The organism is Micromonospora sp. S4605, from assembly GCF_003176715.1.
Lineage (GTDB): Bacteria > Actinomycetota > Actinomycetes > Mycobacteriales > Micromonosporaceae > Micromonospora > Micromonospora echinaurantiaca.
Map to the genome: position 1 here is coordinate 55738 of NZ_QGSW01000211.1, position 17319 is coordinate 73056.

Annotated in this window: 13 protein-coding genes and 1 pseudogene; 6 read left to right on the forward strand and 8 right to left on the reverse strand. The window is 74.3% G+C overall.

All coding sequences use genetic code 11. The annotated features are described in order from the left end of the window. Window positions 1–20: 20 nt before the first annotated feature. Window positions 21–1244 (reverse strand): annotated as a pseudogene (thrS, locus tag DLJ47_RS17595) (threonine--tRNA ligase); the annotation flags it as partial. A 502-nt stretch (window positions 1245–1746) separates the two neighbouring features. Between thrS and DLJ47_RS17600 the strand changes: the two are divergent. Both DLJ47_RS17600 and DLJ47_RS17605 read left to right on the forward strand, forming a co-directional pair. Continuing rightward, on the forward strand, window positions 1747–2364 hold the full coding sequence (locus tag DLJ47_RS17600) for a DedA family protein (protein WP_109901049.1): 618 nt from the start codon (window positions 1747–1749) through the stop codon (window positions 2362–2364). A gap of 179 nt (window positions 2365–2543) precedes the next feature. After that, window positions 2544–3314, forward strand: a complete 771-nt coding sequence (locus DLJ47_RS17605; protein WP_109901050.1) for a DUF998 domain-containing protein — start codon at window positions 2544–2546, stop codon at window positions 3312–3314. Here the strand turns inward: DLJ47_RS17605 and DLJ47_RS17610 are convergent. Then, complete coding sequence (locus DLJ47_RS17610; RefSeq protein WP_109901051.1) at window positions 3292–4695, reverse strand: NAD(P)H-quinone dehydrogenase; 1404 nt, start codon at window positions 4693–4695, stop codon at window positions 3292–3294. The two genes, DLJ47_RS17605 and DLJ47_RS17610, sit on opposite strands and share 23 nt — an antisense overlap. A gap of 106 nt (window positions 4696–4801) precedes the next feature. Between DLJ47_RS17610 and DLJ47_RS17615 the strand changes: the two genes are divergently transcribed. Further along, complete coding sequence (locus DLJ47_RS17615; protein WP_088996053.1) at window positions 4802–5257, forward strand: gamma-glutamylcyclotransferase; 456 nt, start codon at window positions 4802–4804, stop codon at window positions 5255–5257. 76 nt (window positions 5258–5333) lie between these two features. Here DLJ47_RS17615 and DLJ47_RS17620 read toward each other — a convergent pair whose 3' ends face one another. From DLJ47_RS17620 to DLJ47_RS17635, 4 genes are all read right to left on the reverse strand, one after another. Continuing rightward, window positions 5334–6296 (reverse strand): GNAT family N-acetyltransferase, encoded by a 963-nt coding sequence (locus DLJ47_RS17620; protein WP_109901052.1) that lies wholly within the window; start codon window positions 6294–6296, stop codon window positions 5334–5336. Window positions 6297–6365: 69 nt separating this feature from the next. Next, entirely contained in the window at window positions 6366–7106 is a 741-nt protein-coding gene (locus tag DLJ47_RS17625) for an SCO6745 family protein (RefSeq protein WP_109901053.1), read from the reverse strand. A 59-nt stretch (window positions 7107–7165) separates the two neighbouring features. Next, window positions 7166–8074 carry a hypothetical protein gene (locus tag DLJ47_RS17630; RefSeq protein WP_109901054.1) on the reverse strand — a complete coding sequence of 303 codons (909 nt, stop codon included), beginning with the start codon at window positions 8072–8074 and terminating at the stop codon, window positions 7166–7168. A gap of 4 nt (window positions 8075–8078) precedes the next feature. Beyond that, a complete protein-coding gene (locus DLJ47_RS17635) occupies window positions 8079–8708 on the reverse strand; it encodes an MBL fold metallo-hydrolase (protein WP_109901055.1) in 630 nt (209 codons plus the stop codon). Between the two features lie 117 nt (window positions 8709–8825). Between DLJ47_RS17635 and DLJ47_RS17640 the strand changes: the two genes are divergently transcribed. After that, window positions 8826–9767 (forward strand): DUF4349 domain-containing protein, encoded by a 942-nt coding sequence (locus DLJ47_RS17640; RefSeq protein ID WP_109901056.1) that lies wholly within the window; start codon window positions 8826–8828, stop codon window positions 9765–9767. Here DLJ47_RS17640 and DLJ47_RS17645 read toward each other — a convergent pair. Together DLJ47_RS17645 and DLJ47_RS17650 are read right to left on the reverse strand one after the other, a co-directional pair. Beyond that, the gene (locus tag DLJ47_RS17645) at window positions 9724–10983 is read right to left on the reverse strand and encodes an amidohydrolase (RefSeq protein ID WP_109901057.1); all 1260 of its coding nucleotides are present in this window, start codon (window positions 10981–10983) and stop codon (window positions 9724–9726) included. The genes DLJ47_RS17640 and DLJ47_RS17645 overlap by 44 nt on opposite strands. 659 nt (window positions 10984–11642) lie before the next feature. After that, window positions 11643–13226, reverse strand: a complete 1584-nt coding sequence (locus tag DLJ47_RS17650; RefSeq protein ID WP_109901058.1) for an acyl-CoA mutase large subunit family protein — start codon at window positions 13224–13226, stop codon at window positions 11643–11645. A 205-nt stretch (window positions 13227–13431) separates the two neighbouring features. On the opposite strand from DLJ47_RS17650, the gene DLJ47_RS17655 reads away from it, so the two are divergent. After that, the gene (locus tag DLJ47_RS17655) at window positions 13432–15498 is read left to right on the forward strand and encodes a serine/threonine-protein kinase (protein ID WP_109901059.1); all 2067 of its coding nucleotides are present in this window, start codon (window positions 13432–13434) and stop codon (window positions 15496–15498) included. Window positions 15499–15545: 47 nt separating this feature from the next. Then, entirely contained in the window at window positions 15546–17213 is a 1668-nt protein-coding gene (locus tag DLJ47_RS17660) for a phospho-sugar mutase (protein WP_109901060.1), read from the forward strand. Window positions 17214–17319: the final 106 nt, after the last annotated feature.

Below are 17319 nucleotides of genomic sequence, written 5' to 3' on the forward strand. Positions count from 1 at the left end.
CTGACCGGCCCGGCGCGGGTTCAGCCCGCGCCGAGCAGGTCGGCCGAGCGGGCGGCCACCACCCCGGCGACCAGCCCGAGCGCGTCGCCGGCGGGCATCGGGTCGATCCCGCGGCCGTCGCGCAGCCGCAGCGAGACCCGTCCGTCGGCCGCCTCGCGGGGCCCGATCACCGCGACGTACGGCACCCGGCGCCGGGCGGCGTCGCGTACCCGGGCGCCCAGCGAGCCGGCGAGGTCGACCTCGGCCCGGAGCCCGGCCGCCAGCGCGTCGGCGGCGAACCGGTCGGCCGCCTCGGCCTGCCCGTCGTCGACCGGCAGCACCACCAGCTGCACCGGGGCGTACCAGGCCGGGAACGCCCCCCGGTGCACCTCGATGAGGTACGCGAAGAGCCGCTCCATGCTGCCCACCAGACTCCGGTGCACCATCACCGGCCGGCGTCGCGCCCCGTCCGCGTCGGTGTACCAGAGGTCGAACTTCGCCGGCTTGTCGAAGTCGAGCTGGACGGTGGACAGGGTCGACTCCCGGCCGGCGGCGTCCACGATCTGGATGTCGATCTTCGGGCCGTAGAAGGCCGCGTCGCCGGGCGCCTCGGCGTACTCCACCCCGGCCAGGGCCTGCCGCAGCAGCTCCTCGGCCCGCGACCACTGCGCGTCGTCGCCGACGTAGCGCTGCTCCGGCCCGCGCAGCGACAGCCGGTAGCCGGCCGGTCGTACGCCGAGCGCCGCGTGCGCCTCGCGGATCAGTCCGAGGATGGCGGCGACCTCCGCACCCACCTGCTCCAGGGCGCAGAAGTTGTGCGCGTCGTTGAGCGAGATGGCGCGCACCCGGGACAGCCCGCCGAGCACGCCCGAGCGCTCGGCCCGGTACATCCCGCCCAGCTCGGCGATCCGCAGCGGCAGCTCCCGGTAGGAGCGCCCCCGGGCCCGGTAGACCAGGGCGTGGTGCGGGCAGAGCGCCGGCCGGAGCACGAACTCGTCGTCGGCGGACAGCCGCAGCGGCGGGAACATGTCGTCGGCGAAGTAGTCGAGGTGGCCGGAGATCTCGAAGAGCTGCCGTTTGCCCAGCGGCGGGGAGTAGACGTGCCGGTAGCCGGCCCGGCGCTCCAGCTCCCGCACGTACTCCTCGACGGCGTGCCGGGCGGCGGCGCCGGCCGGCAGCCAGATCGGCAGTCCGGCGCCGGCCAGCGGGTCGGAGACGAACAGGTCCAGCTCCCGGCCGAGCCTGCGGTGGTCGATCATGTCGCGCTCCTGGTTCGGGTACGCCCGACGGGCGAGCCGGTCCGGAACGCCACGAGGCCCCGGGGCGGATCGCCCCGGGGCCTCGTCGACGGTTGGGTCAGTGCGACGCGCCGGGGTCTCCCGGCGTCGTGGTCATTACCGCACTGCGCATGCCGCGACGGTACGCCGGCCGCGGCGCGGCCCGCACCCGCATTTCCCGGCGGAGCGCGGCCGGGCGGGTGGGAGGCGGTGGCGGGCCGCCGGCACGGGACCTGCCGGCGGCCCGCGGCGGCCCGCCGTCGGAAACGGGGGACCCGACGGTCCTGGGCCGCGCGCCGACAACGGTACGCCGACGGCGGCCGATCCGCCGACCGCCGACGCGTGCGTCACTTCCCGGACGTCCGGTCGTTGAACCCGGGGTGGCGCAGCCGTGTCGGCGGTCACCACCGACCAGGGCCGTTCCCGATGGCACCGGCGGAGGCGTCAGGCTCGGTACACCCAATCGGCCCCGTCCGGCGAGGTGGCAGTCGTGCCCGAACTACTCACTGAGGTCGCATCGCCGACCTGGGCGTACCTCGCGCTGCTCGGACTGCTGGTCGCGGACGCCTTCGTGCCGGTGATCCCCACCCAGGTCGTCATGATCACCGGCGGCGCGCTGACCGTGTACGGCGGGCTGAACCTGCCGCTGACCATCGCCGTCGGGGCGCTCGGCGTCTTCGCCGGCGACCTGGTCTGTTACCTGCTCGGCCGGAGCGCGCCCGGCCGCCGACCGCCCCGCCCCGGCGGACCGGGCCGGGCCCGGCGGGTCGCCGGCCGGGTCACCCGGGGACTGCGCCGGCCCGGCCCGCTGGTGATCCTGCTCTGCCGGTTCGTGCCGGGCGGGCGGATGGCGGCCTGCTTCTCGGCCGGGCGCAGCCGGTACCCGTACCGCCTCTTCCTGCTCTACGAGGCGATGGCCGCGCTGGCCTGGGCGTCGTACGGGGCGCTGGTCGGGCACCTGGGCGGGACCGCGCTGACCGGGTCGGCGTGGCGGCTGGCCGTGGTCGCCGGGGTGGCGGCGCTCGGCTTCGCCGCCGCCGGGTGGGCGATGACCCTGCTCAGCGCCCGCCAGCAACCCCCCACCCCGGCCGAGGCGACCGCCGACTAGCCGCCCCCGGAACGGGGCTCGGCGCGCCATGTCGGCGACATGGCGGTATCCGGGTCCGATCGATACCGCCACATCGGCGACCCGGAGTTGATCAAGCCAACCTCTAGGGGTGGTCCCCGGGGTCGATTTCGGTGTCCGGCCCCGATCCGTTTCGGGTGGTTCCGGCGGCAGGCTGAGGCATGCCTGGAATCCGGAACAGTGGCCTGCTGGCCCTCGGCGGGATCGCTCTGGCGGCGCTGCTCGCCGTGATCGGTCACCTCGAGGTGAACGAGGACCTGAATCCCTGGTCGCTGACCGTCAGCGACTACGCCGTCTCCGATCGAGGCGGCGTGATCGACGTGGCCATGGTCGTGCTCGCGGTGGCCACCGCCGCACTCCTGCCCGCCCTGCGGCGGGCCGCCACGCCACCCGACGGCAGCCGGCCCGAGGCCCGCCAGACCGATGCCCGCCAGACCGGTGCCCGCCAGACCGGAGCCGGGCGGCTGACCGAGGTGCTGCTCGCCGCGTGGGTCGGCGGGCTGCTGCTCGCGGCGGTCGTGCCGACCAACGAGCCCGGGCTGCCCATGGACACCGCCGCCTACGTGCACCGGTACGCCTCGGTGGTCGCCTTCCTGGCGCTGCCGGTCGGCGGCTGGCTGCTCGCCCGGCGGCTGCCGGACGCCACCGCCCGCTGGGTACGCGGGTTCGCCCTGGCCAGCCTGACCCTGGCGGCGGTGATGGTCTGGTCGGCCTACCCCGGTGACCGGGTCCTGCTCGGCCTGATCGAGCGGCTGCTCATCCTCACCGAGGTGGCCCTGGTCGCCACGGTCGCGCTGACCCTGCTCCGCCGCCGCGTGGAGCACGCCGTCCCGGTGCCCGGTGCGACCGGTGTGCCGGGGTGGAACGGGCGGCACCCGCGGGCCACGATCGACGAGCCCCGGCGGCGGGTCACTCCAGTTCGTGGAGCATGAGCTGGCGGGCCGCCTCGGTGATCGAGCCGGACAGCGACGGGTAGATCGTGATGGTCTGCGCCAGCTCGTTGACGGTGAGGTTGTTCTCCACCGCCATGGTGATCGGCAGGATCAGCTCGCTGGCCTTCGGGGCGACCACCACGCCGCCGATCACCTGGCCGCTGGCCGGCCGGCAGAAGAGCTTTACGAAGCCGTCGGCCAGGTCGGCCATCTTCGCCCGCGCGTTGCCGGAGAGCGGCAGCATCACCTGCCGGGCCGGCACCTTGCCGGCGTCCACCTCGTCCTGGGAGACGCCGACGGTGGCCAGCTCCGGGTCGGTGAAGACGTTCGCCGCGACGGTACGCAGCCGCAGCGGCCGGACCGCCTCGCCGAGCGCGTGCCACATCGCGATCCGGCCCTGCATGGCCGCGACGCTGGCCAGCGGCAGCACGCCGGTGCAGTCGCCGGCGGCGTAGATGCCGGGGACGTTGGTGCGGGAGACCCGGTCGACCGTGACGTAGCCGCCCTTGGCCAGCTCGACGCCGTACTCGGCCAGGCCCAGGTTGGCGGTGTTCGGGATCGAACCGACGGCGATCAGCGCGTGCGAGCCGTACACCTTGCGGCCGTCGGAGAGCTCGACCTCGACGCCGTCGTCGGTCCGGCGGACCGCGTCGGCCCGGGAGTTGTTCAGGATGCTCATGCCCCGGTTGCGGAAGACCCGCTCGATGGCCATCGCCGCGTCGGCGTCCTCGTGCGGCATCACCCGGTCGCGGCTGGACACCAGGGTCACCTCGACGCCCATCGCGAGGTAGGCGCTGGCGAACTCGGCGCCGGTGACGCCGGAGCCGACCACGATCAGGTGCTCGGGCAGCTCGGGCAGGTCGTACACCTGGCGCCAGGTCAGGATGCGCTCGCCGTCCGGTACGGCGGTGGGCAGCTGGCGCGGCGTGGCGCCGGTGGCGATCAGCACGGTGGACGCGTCGATGGAGTAGTCGGCGCCGCCCTCGGCCGGCGTGACGACCACCCGGTGGGTGTGACCCAGGGTGTCCTCACCCAGCCGGGCGCTGCCGGCGACGAAGGTCACCCCGGCCTTGAGCAGCTTGGCGTGGATGTCGGCGGACTGGGCCAGGGCGAGCCGCTTGACCCGCTCGTGCACCGCCCGGGCGTCGACGGTGACCGCCTCCAGCCCGTCGGAGTGCACCCCGAACTCCTCGGTGTCCCGGTAGCCGGTCACCACCTCGGAGCTGGCGATGAAGGTCTTCGACGGGACGCAGTCGGACAGCACGCACGCCCCGCCGGCGCCCTCGGCCTCCACCACGGTGACATCAGCGTCCAGCTGGGCGGCGACCAGCGCCGCCTCGTACCCGGCCGGTCCACCGCCGATGATCACGATCCGGCTCACAGCGCTCGCCCTTCGTCGATGCTCACAGTGACTTTCTTCTCCCGAACGTGCTCGACACGCACCGTCGTATTCTCCCCCACCGGCCGGCCGGGCTATCGTCATCGCCGTGCGTCATTACGCCGCCTACGGCTCAAACCTCGACCCCGCCCGGATGCGCGCCTACTGTCCGCATTCGCCGATGGTGGGCACCGGCTGGCTGGAGGGCTGGCGGCTCACCTTCGCGGGCGAGGACGTGATCGGCTGGGAGGGCGCGGTCAGCACCGTCGTCGAGTCCCCCGGCGACCGGGTGTTCGTGGCGCTCTACGACATCCACCCGTACGACGCCGCCCAGCTCGACGAGATCGAGGGGGTGACCTCCGGCACGTACCGCAAGCTGCACGTGCGGGTCTCGACCCTCGACGGGGACGTCACCGCGTGGATCTACGTCTTCGACGGCTACGAGGGCGGGCTGCCCACCTCGTGGTACCTCTCCGAGATCGCGAACGCCGCCGAGAAGGCGGGCGCGCCGGACGACTACGTCACCGAGCTGCGGTCCCGTCCCACCGGCACCGCTTCGGCCTAGCCGCGCGTATCCCACGACCCACAGTCTGCTCCCAGCCGGGACCGCCCGACGAGGCGGCCCCGGCCAGGGTCGTCAATCACACACCGGTGGCCGGTACGACCCGCTGGTACATGTCCGTCCAGCGCACCTCGCGCAGCCCGACGGACCGGTAGAGGGTCACCGGGGCGGTCGGGTTGGTCAGGTCCACGCCCAGTCCGGCGTACTTGCGCCCCTTCTCGGCGTACGTCGTGAAGGCGCGCCACAGCAGCGCCGCGCCCACCCCGCGCCGCCGGTACGTGGGCAGCACCGACAGCGTCCGCACGAAGCCCTCGTCCTGCTCCAGCGCCTGGTCGGAGGACTGCAACGCCCCCGCGGGCACCCCGTCGACCTCGGCGAAGAACCACTCGTCCCAGAACGTCCCGTGCGCGCGGAGCGCCTCGCGCCAGCGGTCGAAGCCGGCCGGTTCGTAGTCCAGGGTGTCCCGGAACGCGGTGTCGTAGATCTGGTGGAACAGCCGCAGGTCGGCCTCGTCGCCGGCGCGCAGCGGCCGGACCGTCACGCCGGGCGGCAGCGGCGGTTCGGCGGGCAGGTCGGCCAGCTCGCGGCGCATCCGCACGTACCGCTTGGCGCGGCGGAACCCGGCCTCGGCCAGCTCGGCCGCCCAGCGCGTCTCCGGCGCGAACACCGCGGTGCGCACGGTCAGCTCCGGCCGGCCCCGCTCGGCGGCCCGTTCGGCGATCCGGTCGAGCTGCCGGGCGAGCAGCGGGGCGCGCACCCCCTCGCCGCGCTCCGGGTCGACGTAGACCTCGACGAACTCGCGGCCCACGCCGGTCGGGTTCGACAGGATCGCCCAGCCGACCACCGTGCCCTCGGGGTCGGTGACCAGCCAGGAGTCGCGCTGCGGGTCGACGAAGGGTGCGGTGAGCGCGTCCCGCACGTCGTCGGCGTCGAAATCGGGGTAGCCGACGGCGAAGGTGTCGGCGGCGTGCACCACGGCCAGGATCGCCGGGATGTCGTCGAGGGTGGGTCGGCGGGCGGTCCATCCGGCGGGGAGATTCACGGGGGCGATCCTGACAGGCCGGCCCGACAAGCGCCGCCGAATTACCGGGGACCCAGGTGGGCCCGGGTGTCACCGGGGGCTCAGGTGGGCCCGGGTGCCGGCGAGCAGGTCCAGCAGCTCGGTGCCGTCGGCCGGGCCGAGCGCCGCGAACGCGGCGGCGGTCAGCCGGTCGGTCACCGCCTCGGCCCACAGCCGCCGCCGCACCAACGGCCCCACCGGCGGGTACGGCGGCGGCCAGCCGCAGGCCACCGCCCCGGCCTCCCCCTCCGGCCCGGCCAGCACCGCCTCCAGCGGGCTCATCCCGCTGGCCCGTACGGCGAGCAGGTGCGCACCGGCGAAGTGCTCGCGCAGCAGGCGCAGCCCGGCGGCGGCCCGGGCGCCCGGGGTCTGCCTCGGCGCGGTCACCGCGCGCCAGGCGGCGAAGAGCGGCATGCCGCTGGCGTCGGCGGCGAGGACCGCCCGTTCGAGCAGGTCGGCGAGGCGCTCCACGGCGGGGAAGGCGGACAGCCGCTCGTCGCCCCAGCGGCAGCACTCGGCGAGGCTGGCGAGGGCCACCTCGAACGGCCGGATGGTCCGGGCCGCCGCGTCCCAGCCGTCGGCCACCGCGCCGGGCTCGATGAACCCGAGCGCCGCGGCCGCCGTCTCGGCCCGGACGTCGCCGAGCGCGCCGGCCCGACCGGTGATGTAGAACGCCCACCCGGAGATGCCGAGCAGCCGGGCCCGGCGCAGCGTGGTCGGGCACCGGGTGTACGCGTCGCCGAGTTCGAGCACGATCGGCTTGCTGGCCGCGGCGATCTGTTCCGGCGTCATCCGCCCGCTCCCCGCCGTCCGCTCATCGGGGATCAGTCTGCCGCGCCCGGTTCGCGTCGTCAGCCCCCCTCTTCCGCGTCCAGCGCCTCCACCGCCGCCTCCACCTCACCGGCGCGGCGGCGGGCGGCGGTGAGCGACCGTTCGGCCGCGCGACGGGCCAGCTTGGACCGGCTCAGTTCCTGCTCGACGACCGCCCGCCGGCGTTCCAGCTCGGCCAGTTCCGCCTCCACGGCGTCCAGGGCGGCGGCGCCGTCGTGTTCGGCCGCCGCCGCGCCGGCCAGCTCCGCCTCCGCCCGCTCCTGTTCGGTACGCGCCTTCGCCAGCTCCTTCTCCAGCGCCCGGCGCCGCCGGTCCCGCTCCGCCCGGGCGGCCCGTTCGGCCTGCTCCGCCCGGAGGGCGGCCCGGTCCGGCCGGCGTTCCGGGCGGGGCGGCTCCGGTTCCGCCTCCTCCCCGCCGGTGACCAGCCGCAGCTGCGGCCGGGGCACCTCGCCGAAGCCGGCGTAGCTCGCCGCCCGCAGCAGCCGGCCGGCGCGGACCTGCTCGGCCACCTCGGTGTCGGAGAGCGCGGCGTTCAACGTCGCCTCCACCTCGGCCAGCGGCAGCTTCCCGGCCGCCGGCGCCCCGTCGGTCTGCGCTGCCAGCTTGCGGACCTCGCCGACCAGCGCGCCGACCACCGCCCGCCGCTGGGCGGAGAGTTCGCGCAGCCGGGAGCCGCGCAGCTCGCGCTGGGCGGACCGGAGCGACTCGGCCAGCTGGGCCAGGTCGGCGACCAGTTCGGGGCGGCGGTGGGCGAGCAGGTTGACCAGCCAGGCGGCCACGGTGGGCCGGCGCAGCTTGGCGATCTCCCGGGCGGTCTTCGGATCGCCGGCCTGGCGGGCCTCGGCGGCGGCCGCGTCGCGGGCCGCGACGAACCGGTCGGGCGGAGTGCTGTAGAGCTGCTGGACGAGGTCGCGGGAGGGGCCGGCCATCGCCTCAGCCGTCGATCTTGGTACCCGGCTCCAACCGCTGGTACTCGCAGTTGGACAGCGCCGTGTACTGCCGGTCGAGTACGCCGTAGCCGTTGCTGTTGAGCAGCGCGTCGTGCACGGCGAAGGCGCGTCGCGGGGCGACCGCCCGGATGAAGTCGACCACCTCGGAGAACTTCGACCAGGGCGCGTGGATCGGCGCGAAGAGCGTGTCGACCTGCACGTCGTCGGGGACGACCAGCGCGTCGCCGGGGTGGTAGACGACGTCGTTGAGCAGGTAACCCAGGTTGTCCACCACCGGGATGTCGGGGTGGATCACGGCGTGCCGCCCCCCGTAGGCGCGGACCGCCACCCCGGCGGCGGTGAACGACTGGCCCGCCTCGACCGGTTCGAGCGCCTCGGCCGCCTCGCCGAGGGCGCGGGCGAGTGAGGACGGTCCGTACACGGGCACCGGCCGCCGGTCGAGCTGGCGGACCAGCACCTCGACGTTGAGGTGGTCGGGGTGCTCGTGCGTGATCAGCACCGCGTCCGCCCCGTCCAGCGCCGCCGGCTCGCTGAACCCGCCCGGGTCGATGACCAGCACTCCCCCGTCGTGCTCCAGCCGTACGCAGGAGTGGGCGTACTTGGTGAGCTGCATCGTGACTCCTCGATTATCGAATCGTGACGTCCTGAGCGCAGTCTGCCGGAACCGACGTGCCGACGCGTCGCGTCTGAGGTATCGCCCCGGAGCGGGGCGGTGGAGGAAGGGACGGGGATGGACGGACGGAGAGCACGTCGCCGCGGGACGGCGCTGGTCGCGGCGGGTCTCGTCGCGCTGCTGGCCCTCGCGGGTTGCGGGAGCGGCGATTCGGGCGGCGCCCGGGACTCGGCGGCCGGCGCGCCGGCCGCACAGGAGGCGGGTGCCGCGGCGGACCAGAACAAGGCCGGCCCGGGGGCACCGGAGCAGGCCGGCGCCGGCGCGCCGGACCTGCGGATCGACCAGCGGGCGATCATCTACACCGGAACGATGCGGGTGCAGGTGGACGATGTGGACGCCGCCGCGCGGGAGGCGACCGCCGCGGCCACCCGGGCCGGCGGTTTCGTCGGCGGCGACGAGCGGCGCAGCTCGGCGGCCGACGCGGTGGCGGAGCTTCAGCTGCGGGTGCCGGCGGCGAAGTTCACCGAGGTCGTCGACGAGATCGCGAAGCTGGGCCAGCAGCAGCGTCGGGACATCAAGACCGAGGACGTCACCGAGGAGACGATCGACCTCGACGCCCGGATCACCAGCCAGCGGGCCCGGGTGGAGAGCGCCCGCCGCCTGCTCGCCCGGGCCACCTCGATCACCGACCTGGTGTCGCTGGAGAACGAGCTGGCCCGCCGGGAGGCGGACCTCGCCTCGCTGGAGGCGAAGAAGCGCCGGCTGGCCGACCTCACCGCGCTGTCGACCATCACCGTGTCGCTGGTCGGGCCGGACGCCACCACCGCCGAGGAGGAGCCGGAGACCGGCTTCCTGGTCGGGCTGGCGGCCGGCTGGAAGGTCTTCCTCGCCTCGATGACGCTGCTGCTGACCGTGCTGGGCGCGCTGCTGCCCTGGCTGATCGCGTTCGGCGTACCGCTGACGGTGCTGCTGGTGGTGCTGCGCCGGCGGCGGCGTCGCCAGCCGGCGCCGCCGGTCAGCGCGCCGCCGCCAGTGCCCGCAGCGCGGTCTGCACCATGACGCGTACGCCGACCGGGATGGCCCGCTCGTCCACGTCGAACGAGGCGCGGTGCAGGTCCACGTTCGGGCCGGAGCGGCCGACGCCGAGCCGGGCCAGCGCGCCCGGCACGTACTCCAGGTACCAGGAGAAGTCCTCGCCCCCCATGCTCTGCGGGGTCTCGGCGACGCCGTCCGCACCGAGCGCGGCGGCGGTGGCGGCGGTCAGCACCTGGATGGCCCGGGAGTCGTTGCTCACCGGCGGGCGGCCGCGCAGGTACTCCAGGTCGACGGTGGCGCCGGTCGGCGCGATGACGTCCCGGATCACCTGACCGACGATCTTGGGCGCGAGTTCCCAGGTGTCGCGGTCCATCACCCGCAGGGTGCCGGCCGCGCACGCCTCGGACGGGATGACGTTGTACCGGGTGCCGGCCGAGGCGTGGCCGAACACCAGCAGCAGCCCGCTGTTGGCCGGCACCCGGCGGCTCACCAGCGCGGGCACCTCGGTGATCAGCCGACCGAGCGCGTCGACCAGGTCGACGGTCAGGTGCGGCCGGGCGGTGTGGCCGCCCGGCCCGGTCAGCCGGACGGTGACGTTGTCGGCGGCCGCGGTGATCGGGCCGACCCGCAGGCCGATCTGCCCGACCGGCAGGTTGGGGTCGCAGTGCAGCGCGAAGATCTGCACCACGTCGTCCAGCCCGCCGGCCTCGATGACCTCGAGCGAGCCGCAGGGCAGGATCTCCTCGGCCGGCTGGAAGATCAGCCGGACCCGGCCGGGCAGCTCGCCGCGGTCGGCGAGCTGGGCCAGCAGCATGCCCACGCCGAGCATGATCGAGGTGTGCACGTCGTGGCCGCAGGCGTGGCAGACCCCGTCCACGGTCGAGCGGTACGGCACGTCCTTGACGTCGGTCAGCGGCAGGGCGTCGATGTCGGCGCGCAGCGCGACCACCGGGCCGTCCGGGCGGCCGTCGATGTCGCAGATGACCCCGTTGCCCTTGGGCAGCAGCCGCGGGTTCAGCCCGGCCAGGGAGAGCTCCCGGGCGACCAGCGCGGCGGTCTCGAACTCCTCGCCGGAGAGCTCGGGGTGGGAGTGGATGTGACGGCGGGTGGCGATGAGCCCGGGTACCCGGAGGGCGAGAAGGTGGTCCAGCTCGAACGGCAGGGGTTGGGACCCGGTGGGCGCCTCCGGCCAGGACGACGCCAGCTGGCCGCCCGTGGGCAGCGTCAACGCACTCGTCACGTCGAATTCTCGATCACTAGAGATGGATGGATCATCAGGAACAGCAGACAGCCTAGACCTCCGGCGGTGACGCTGCGCAACCTCGTTACGGTAGTGATCGGACCGCACAGCGTCACGAATGCCCTGCTGAGAGCGCCCGTAGATCTGCGGGACAGCAGGTAGATCGCGATTGAACGCCGTCATCTGCCCCACACCTCCTACAACGCGTAACCGTTTCGCGGGTCACGAAGTCGAGCGCCGACCTCGGGCCGTTGTTCCGAATTGTCGCATTAGTCGGTTCGATGAACTGACACTCCGACAATTACCCGACCACTCTCGGCAACGAGGCATCCGCCGACGCTCACACGTCCGGGCACCATCCGACCGCACACGGTGTGCGTCCCCGATCACCCGGCCGGGTTACCCGTAAACCTCCCCGGCACACGCCGCGGCCGGTGGGCCGCGCCGCCCCGGGGGACGCGGGGTTCCGGCGGCGTCGCCGGGCCCGCTCCACGCCTGCGCCGCCGATCGGCGGCGGGGTACCTGCTGAAACTGTAGCGCCGCGCAGGCGGCGCCGACGCGCTCGGCGGGGTGCCCGGGGCCGCGCTGACCGGCCCGGACACGCCGGCGGCCACCGGCGACGCGTCGACGGCGTCGCCGGTGGCCGCCGGCGGTGGGGTTCAGAACTGGTCGGACGGGCGGTACAACCCCCAGACCTCCCGCAGCGTCCCGCAGACCTCGCCGACGGTGGCGCGGGCGCGCAGCGCCGCCTTCATCGGGTAGAGCACGTTCTCCGTGCCGGAGGCGGCGGCGCGCAGGTCGGCCAGGGCCCGCTCCACGGCGCCGGCGTCCCGGGTACGGCGCAGCTCGGCCAGCCGCTCGGCCTGCGCCTCCTCGATCGCCGGGTCGACCCGCAGCGGCTCGTACGGCTCCTCGGCGTCGATGGCGAACCGGTTGAGCCCGACCACCACCCGCTCACCCGAGTCGATCTCCTGGGCGATCCGGTACGCCGACTGCTCGATCTCCCGCTTCTGGAAGCCGGCCTCGATGGCGTCGACCGCCGAACCGTGGTCGAAGACCCGGTCCATGAGTTCGGTCGCCGCCGCCTCCAGCTCGGCGGTCATCGCCTCCACCACGTACGACCCGGCGAACGGGTCGACGGTGGCGGTCAGGTCGGTCTCGTACGCCAGCACCTGCTGGGTACGCAGCGCCAGCCGGGCGGCCTTCTCGGTGGGCAGCGCGATCGCCTCGTCGAAGCTGTTGGTGTGCAGCGACTGGGTGCCGCCGAGCACCGCCGCCAGCCCCTGCACCGCGACCCGGACCAGGTTCACCTCGGGCTGCTGGGCGGTCAGCTGCACCCCGGCGGTCTGGGTGTGGAAGCGCAGCATCATCGACTTCGGGTTCTTCGCGCCGAAGTCGTCCCGCATCAGCCGGGCCCAGATCCGCCGGGCAGCCCGGAACTTGGCCACCTCCTCCAGCAGCGTGGTGCGGGCGACGAAGAAGAACGACAGCCGGGGCGCGAAGTCGTCCACCGCCAGCCCGGCGGCCAGCGCGGCCCGGACGTACTCGACGCCGTTGGCCAGGGTGAACGCGATCTCCTGCGCGGGCGTCGCACCGGCCTCGGCCATGTGGTAGCCGGAGATGGAGATGGTGTTCCACTTCGGCACCTCCTGGCGGCAGTAGCCGAACGTGTCGGCGACCAGCCGCAGCGAGGGCTTCGGCGGGAAGATGTACGTCCCGCGGGCGATGTACTCCTTGAGGATGTCGTTCTGGATGGTGCCGTTCAGCGCCGAGCCGGGCACCCCGTTCTCCTCGGCGACCAGCTGGTAGAGCAGCAGCAGCACCGAACCGGGCGCGTTGATGGTCATCGAGGTGGAGACCTTGTCCAGGGGGATGCCGTCGAACAGCAGCCGCATGTCCTCGATGGAGTCGATGGCCACCCCCACCTTGCCCACCTCGCCGTGCGCGATCGGGTCGTCGGAGTCGTAGCCCATCTGGGTCGGCAGGTCGAAGGCGACCGAGAGGCCCATCGTGCCGGCGCGCAACAACTGGTGGTAGCGCGCGTTGGACTCGGTGGCGGTGCCGAAGCCGGCGTACTGGCGCATCGTCCAGGGTCGGGAGGTGTACATCGTGGGGTAGACGCCACGGGTGTACGGGTACTCGCCGGGGCCGCCCAGCCGGGAGTCCAGGTCCTCCGGGAGGTCGGTCGCCGTGTAGACGCCCTTGATCGGGAAACCGGACTCGCTTGACCGCCGTTCGCTCATTACCGGATGGTAGGACGAGCGGCGGCGCGGCCGGGTGAGGGATACCGCACACTGCGTCGACGAAGGTCGACGGGAGGTGAACGTCCGGGCACGTACTGTCGAGTTCGGTAAACGTCCGCCGCGTCGGCTTTCGCATCGGGCGTCGGAACCAGCAAGATAGGGGGGTTGTGTCCCAGCCCCCTCGATTTCCCCCGGTGGCTTTTCTGTGACTCAGATCCCGACGTGGAGCGGCGGACCAGTCAGTCCCCCGACCGGACGCGCGGCACCCGGCACCACCATCGGTGGGCGCTACTCGCTGCGGTCGGCGGTGGGCAACGGCGGCATGGGCACGGTCTGGCGTGCCACAGACACACTCCTGCGCCGGGACGTGGCGGTGAAGGAGGTCGTCCTCCCGCCGGGGCTGGCGCCCAGCGACCGCGACGCCATGTACGAGCGCACCCTGCGCGAGGCCCGCGCCGCCGCGGCCATCCAGCACCCGGCCGTGGTGCAGGTCTACGACGTGGTCACCGAGGGCGGCCGGCCGTGGATCGTGATGGAGCTGCTGGACGCTCGCAGCCTCGCCGACATGGTGATCGAGGACGGGCCGGTCGCGCCCCGGGTGGTCGCCAAGATCGGCATCGCGCTGCTCGGCGCGCTCGAGGTGGCCCACGCGATCGGTGTGCTGCATCGCGACGTGAAGCCGGCCAACGTGCTGATCTGCTCCGACGGCCGGTGCGTGCTGACCGACTTCGGGGTGGCCCGGATGCCCACCGACGTGCAGCTCACCACGCCCGGGATGGTGCTCGGCTCGCCGCACTTCATCTCGCCGGAACGCGCCATGGGCCAGGAGTTCGGCCCGCCCAGCGACCTCTTCTCGCTGGGCGTGACGCTCTACACCGCGGTGGAGGGGCGACCCCCGTTCGACAAGGGCGACCCGATCGAGACGATGCACGCGGTGGTCGAGGACCCGCCCGCCACCCCGCAGCGCAGCGGCCCGCTGACCGGGGTGCTGATGGGCCTGCTGGAGAAGGACCCGAGCCGCCGGCTGGACGTGCACACCGCCCGGGCCATGCTGCGCGAACTGCTCGCCGGCCCGCTGACCAGCACCGCGGCAGCGGTGAACTCGGTGACCGACCCCTACTCGGTGGTGCCGGTCCAGCGGCCGGTGTCCGCCCCGCCGCCGGCCCAGCCGGAGCCGAAGCCCACCGGGCAGATCGGCGGCCGGGCGATGCTCGCCCCCGGCGAGTCGCTGACCGACCGGTTGGCCGCGCTGCGCCGGGGTGAGCGCCCCGGCCAGGCCGCCCTGCCGAGCGCCGCCGCGTTGGACGAGACCAGCGCCGACGCGCTGGCCGGCCCGCTGCACACGCCGACCGGTGCGATGTCGCCGCCGGCCGCGCCGCCCACCGGCCGCACCTACGGCGGCGCCGACGCCACCCAGAGGGTGGGCGGCCCGCAGCAGCCGGACGCGACCCAGCGGGTCACCTGGGGCGTCCGGCCGGACGCGACCCAGGCGGTTCCCTACGCCGCCGCGCCGGACGCCACCCAGCGGGTGGGCGGCACCTACGGCGGCGGCGCCCAGTGGTCGGTGCCGGGCACCGGCCAGCCGTGGACCACGCCGGCCGCCGCGCCCGCCGGCAGCGGCGGCCCGGTCGACCGGGTCCGCCGGGTCGGCGGGGAACTGGTCGGCACGGTCAAGGGCTGGCCTCACAAGGTGCAGCTGGCCGCGGCCGGCGGGCTGGCCGTGGTGCTGCTGATCGGGGCGGTCGCCCTGTTCAGCGGCGGCGACGACCCCGCGCCCCCGGTGCCGCAGGCCCAGCCCACCACCGCCACCCCGGCCGGGCCCGGCGTCGAGATGCAGGAGCACTCCGCCCGGGGCGTCCGGGTGATGGTGCCGAAGGGCTGGGAGAAGGCGACCGGCGGCGTGTACGTCGACTACCTCGACCCGGAGGACGACGGCCGCAAGGTCCGGGTACTGAACGAGAAGTTCGGCGGCAGCAGTTCGATGCGCTGGGCCGAGGTGGCCGAAGGCGTCCTGAAGGGCTCGAAGAGCTCCTGCGTCAAGCCGTACAACCAGATCGCGATGACCGAGGCGGAGCTGGCCGGCAAGCCGGCGGCCGAGCTGGAGTACACCTGCGGCGAGGGCGACGCCATGCGGCACGGCGTGTGGCGCGGCGTGGTGCACGACGGCCGGGTCTACTCGTTCTACCTCACCTCCACCGACGCCAAGTTCGAGGAGAGCAAGCCGATCTTCGACGAGATGGTGAAGACGTTCCAGCTGACCGACGCCGGCTGAGGCAGGGGAAGCGGACGGGGTGATCCGCCGGCGTGCTATCAAGAGGCATGCCGGCGGACACCACTGACATCGACGACATTCGCGAGCAAGCCCGGCGCTGGCTCGACGACGACCCGGACCCGGCCAGCCGGGCGGAACTCCAGGCGGTGCTCGACCGGCTGCCGACCAGCGCCCCGGAGCTGGCCGACCGGTTCGCCGGGCCGCTCACCTTCGGCACCGCCGGGCTGCGTGGTCCGCTGCGCGCCGGGCCGAACGGGATGAACCTCGCGGTGGTCACCCAGGCCGCCGCCGGGCTGGTCGGCTGGCTCGCCGCCCAGGGCGGCTCCGGCCCGCTGGTGATCGGGTACGACGCCCGGTACGGCTCCCGCCAGTTCGCCGAGCGGACCGCCCAGGTGGCCACCGGCGCCGGCCGGCCCGCGCTGCTGCTGCCCCGCCCGCTGCCCACTCCGGTGCTGGCGTACGCGGTGCGCCACCTCGGGGCGGTGGCCGGGGTGATGGTGACCGCCAGCCACAACCCGCCGCAGGACAACGGCTACAAGGTCTACCTCGGCGCCGACCTGGGCGGTGAGCTGGGCGCCGGCGCGCAGATCGTGCCGCCGGCCGACGCCGGGATCGAGGCCGCGATCCGGGCCGTCGGCCCGCTGGCCGAGGTGCCGCTCGGCCCGCCCGGCCAGGTGCTCGGCGACGACCTGGTGGCGTCCTACGTCGAGCGGGCCGCCGCGGTGATCGCGCCGGACGGGCCGCGGGACCTCGCCGTGGCGTACACCCCGCTGCACGGGGTGGGGGCCGCCGTGCTCACCGCGGCCTTCGCGCGGGCCGGCTTCCCGGTGCCCGGGGTGGTGCCGGAGCAGGCCGAACCGGATCCGGCGTTCCCGACCGTCTCGTTCCCCAACCCGGAGGAGCCGGGGGCGGTGGACCTGCTGGTGGCGCTCGCCGAGTCGACCGGCGCGGACCTCGCCATTGCCAACGACCCGGACGCGGACCGCTGCGCGGTGGCCGTCCGGGAGGCGGCGACCGGGTGGCGGATGCTGCGCGGTGACGAGGTGGGCGTGCTCCTTGCCGACCATCTGATGCGACGCGGGGTGACCGGCCTCTACGCCACCACTATCGTGTCGTCGTCCCTGCTGCGGGCGATGTGCGCCGCCCGGGACGTGCCGTACGACGAGACGCTGACCGGGTTCAAGTGGATCGTCCGGGCCGGCGGTGGCAGCGCGCCGCTGGTCTTCGGCTACGAGGAGGCGCTGGGCTACTGCGTGGCGCCCGACCACGTGCGCGACAAGGACGGCATCACCGCCGCGCTGACCGTGGCCGAACTGGCCGCCGGGCTCAAGGCGGAGGGCCGGACGCTGACCGACCGGCTGGACGAGCTGGCCGCCGAGTTCGGCGTGCACCACACCGACCAGCTCTCGGTGCGGGTGGACGACCTGCGGGAGATCGCCACCGCGATGGCCCGGATCCGGGCCGCCACCCCGACCGCCCTGCTCGGCCACCCGGTCACCTCGGCGCAGGACCTGCTTCCCGAGGCCGACGTGGTGATCCTGCGCACCGCAGCCGCCCGGGTGGTGATCCGGCCCTCCGGCACGGAGCCGAAGCTCAAGGCGTACCTCGAGGTGGTCGAGCCGGTCGCGGACGGCGACGTGGCCGCGGCCCGGGCCAGGGCGACGGAGGCCGTGGCCGCCCTCCGCGCCGAGATCGCCGCCGCGCTCGGGCTCTAGCCGAGGTACGCCCAACCCCGTTGATCAAGGGGTTCGCGTCAGCACGGAAGCCGGCGCGAACCCCTTGATCGGCAGCTGCCGAGCGAAGCGGGCGCGAGGGCGGGTG

Coding starts and splice junctions, on each gene's coding strand:
- DLJ47_RS17605 (WP_109901050.1), top strand. CDS start 2,544: ATGCCTGGAATCCGGAACAGTGGCCTGCTGGCCCTCGGCGGGATCGCT.
- DLJ47_RS17625 (WP_109901053.1), bottom strand. CDS start 7,106: ATGACGCCGGAACAGATCGCCGCGGCCAGCAAGCCGATCGTGCTCGAA.
- DLJ47_RS17630 (WP_109901054.1), bottom strand. CDS start 8,074: ATGGCCGGCCCCTCCCGCGACCTCGTCCAGCAGCTCTACAGCACTCCG.
- DLJ47_RS17635 (WP_109901055.1), bottom strand. CDS start 8,708: ATGCAGCTCACCAAGTACGCCCACTCCTGCGTACGGCTGGAGCACGAC.
- DLJ47_RS17640 (WP_109901056.1), top strand. CDS start 8,826: ATGGACGGACGGAGAGCACGTCGCCGCGGGACGGCGCTGGTCGCGGCG.
- DLJ47_RS17650 (WP_109901058.1), bottom strand. CDS start 13,226: ATGAGCGAACGGCGGTCAAGCGAGTCCGGTTTCCCGATCAAGGGCGTC.
- DLJ47_RS17660 (WP_109901060.1), top strand. CDS start 15,546: ATGCCGGCGGACACCACTGACATCGACGACATTCGCGAGCAAGCCCGG.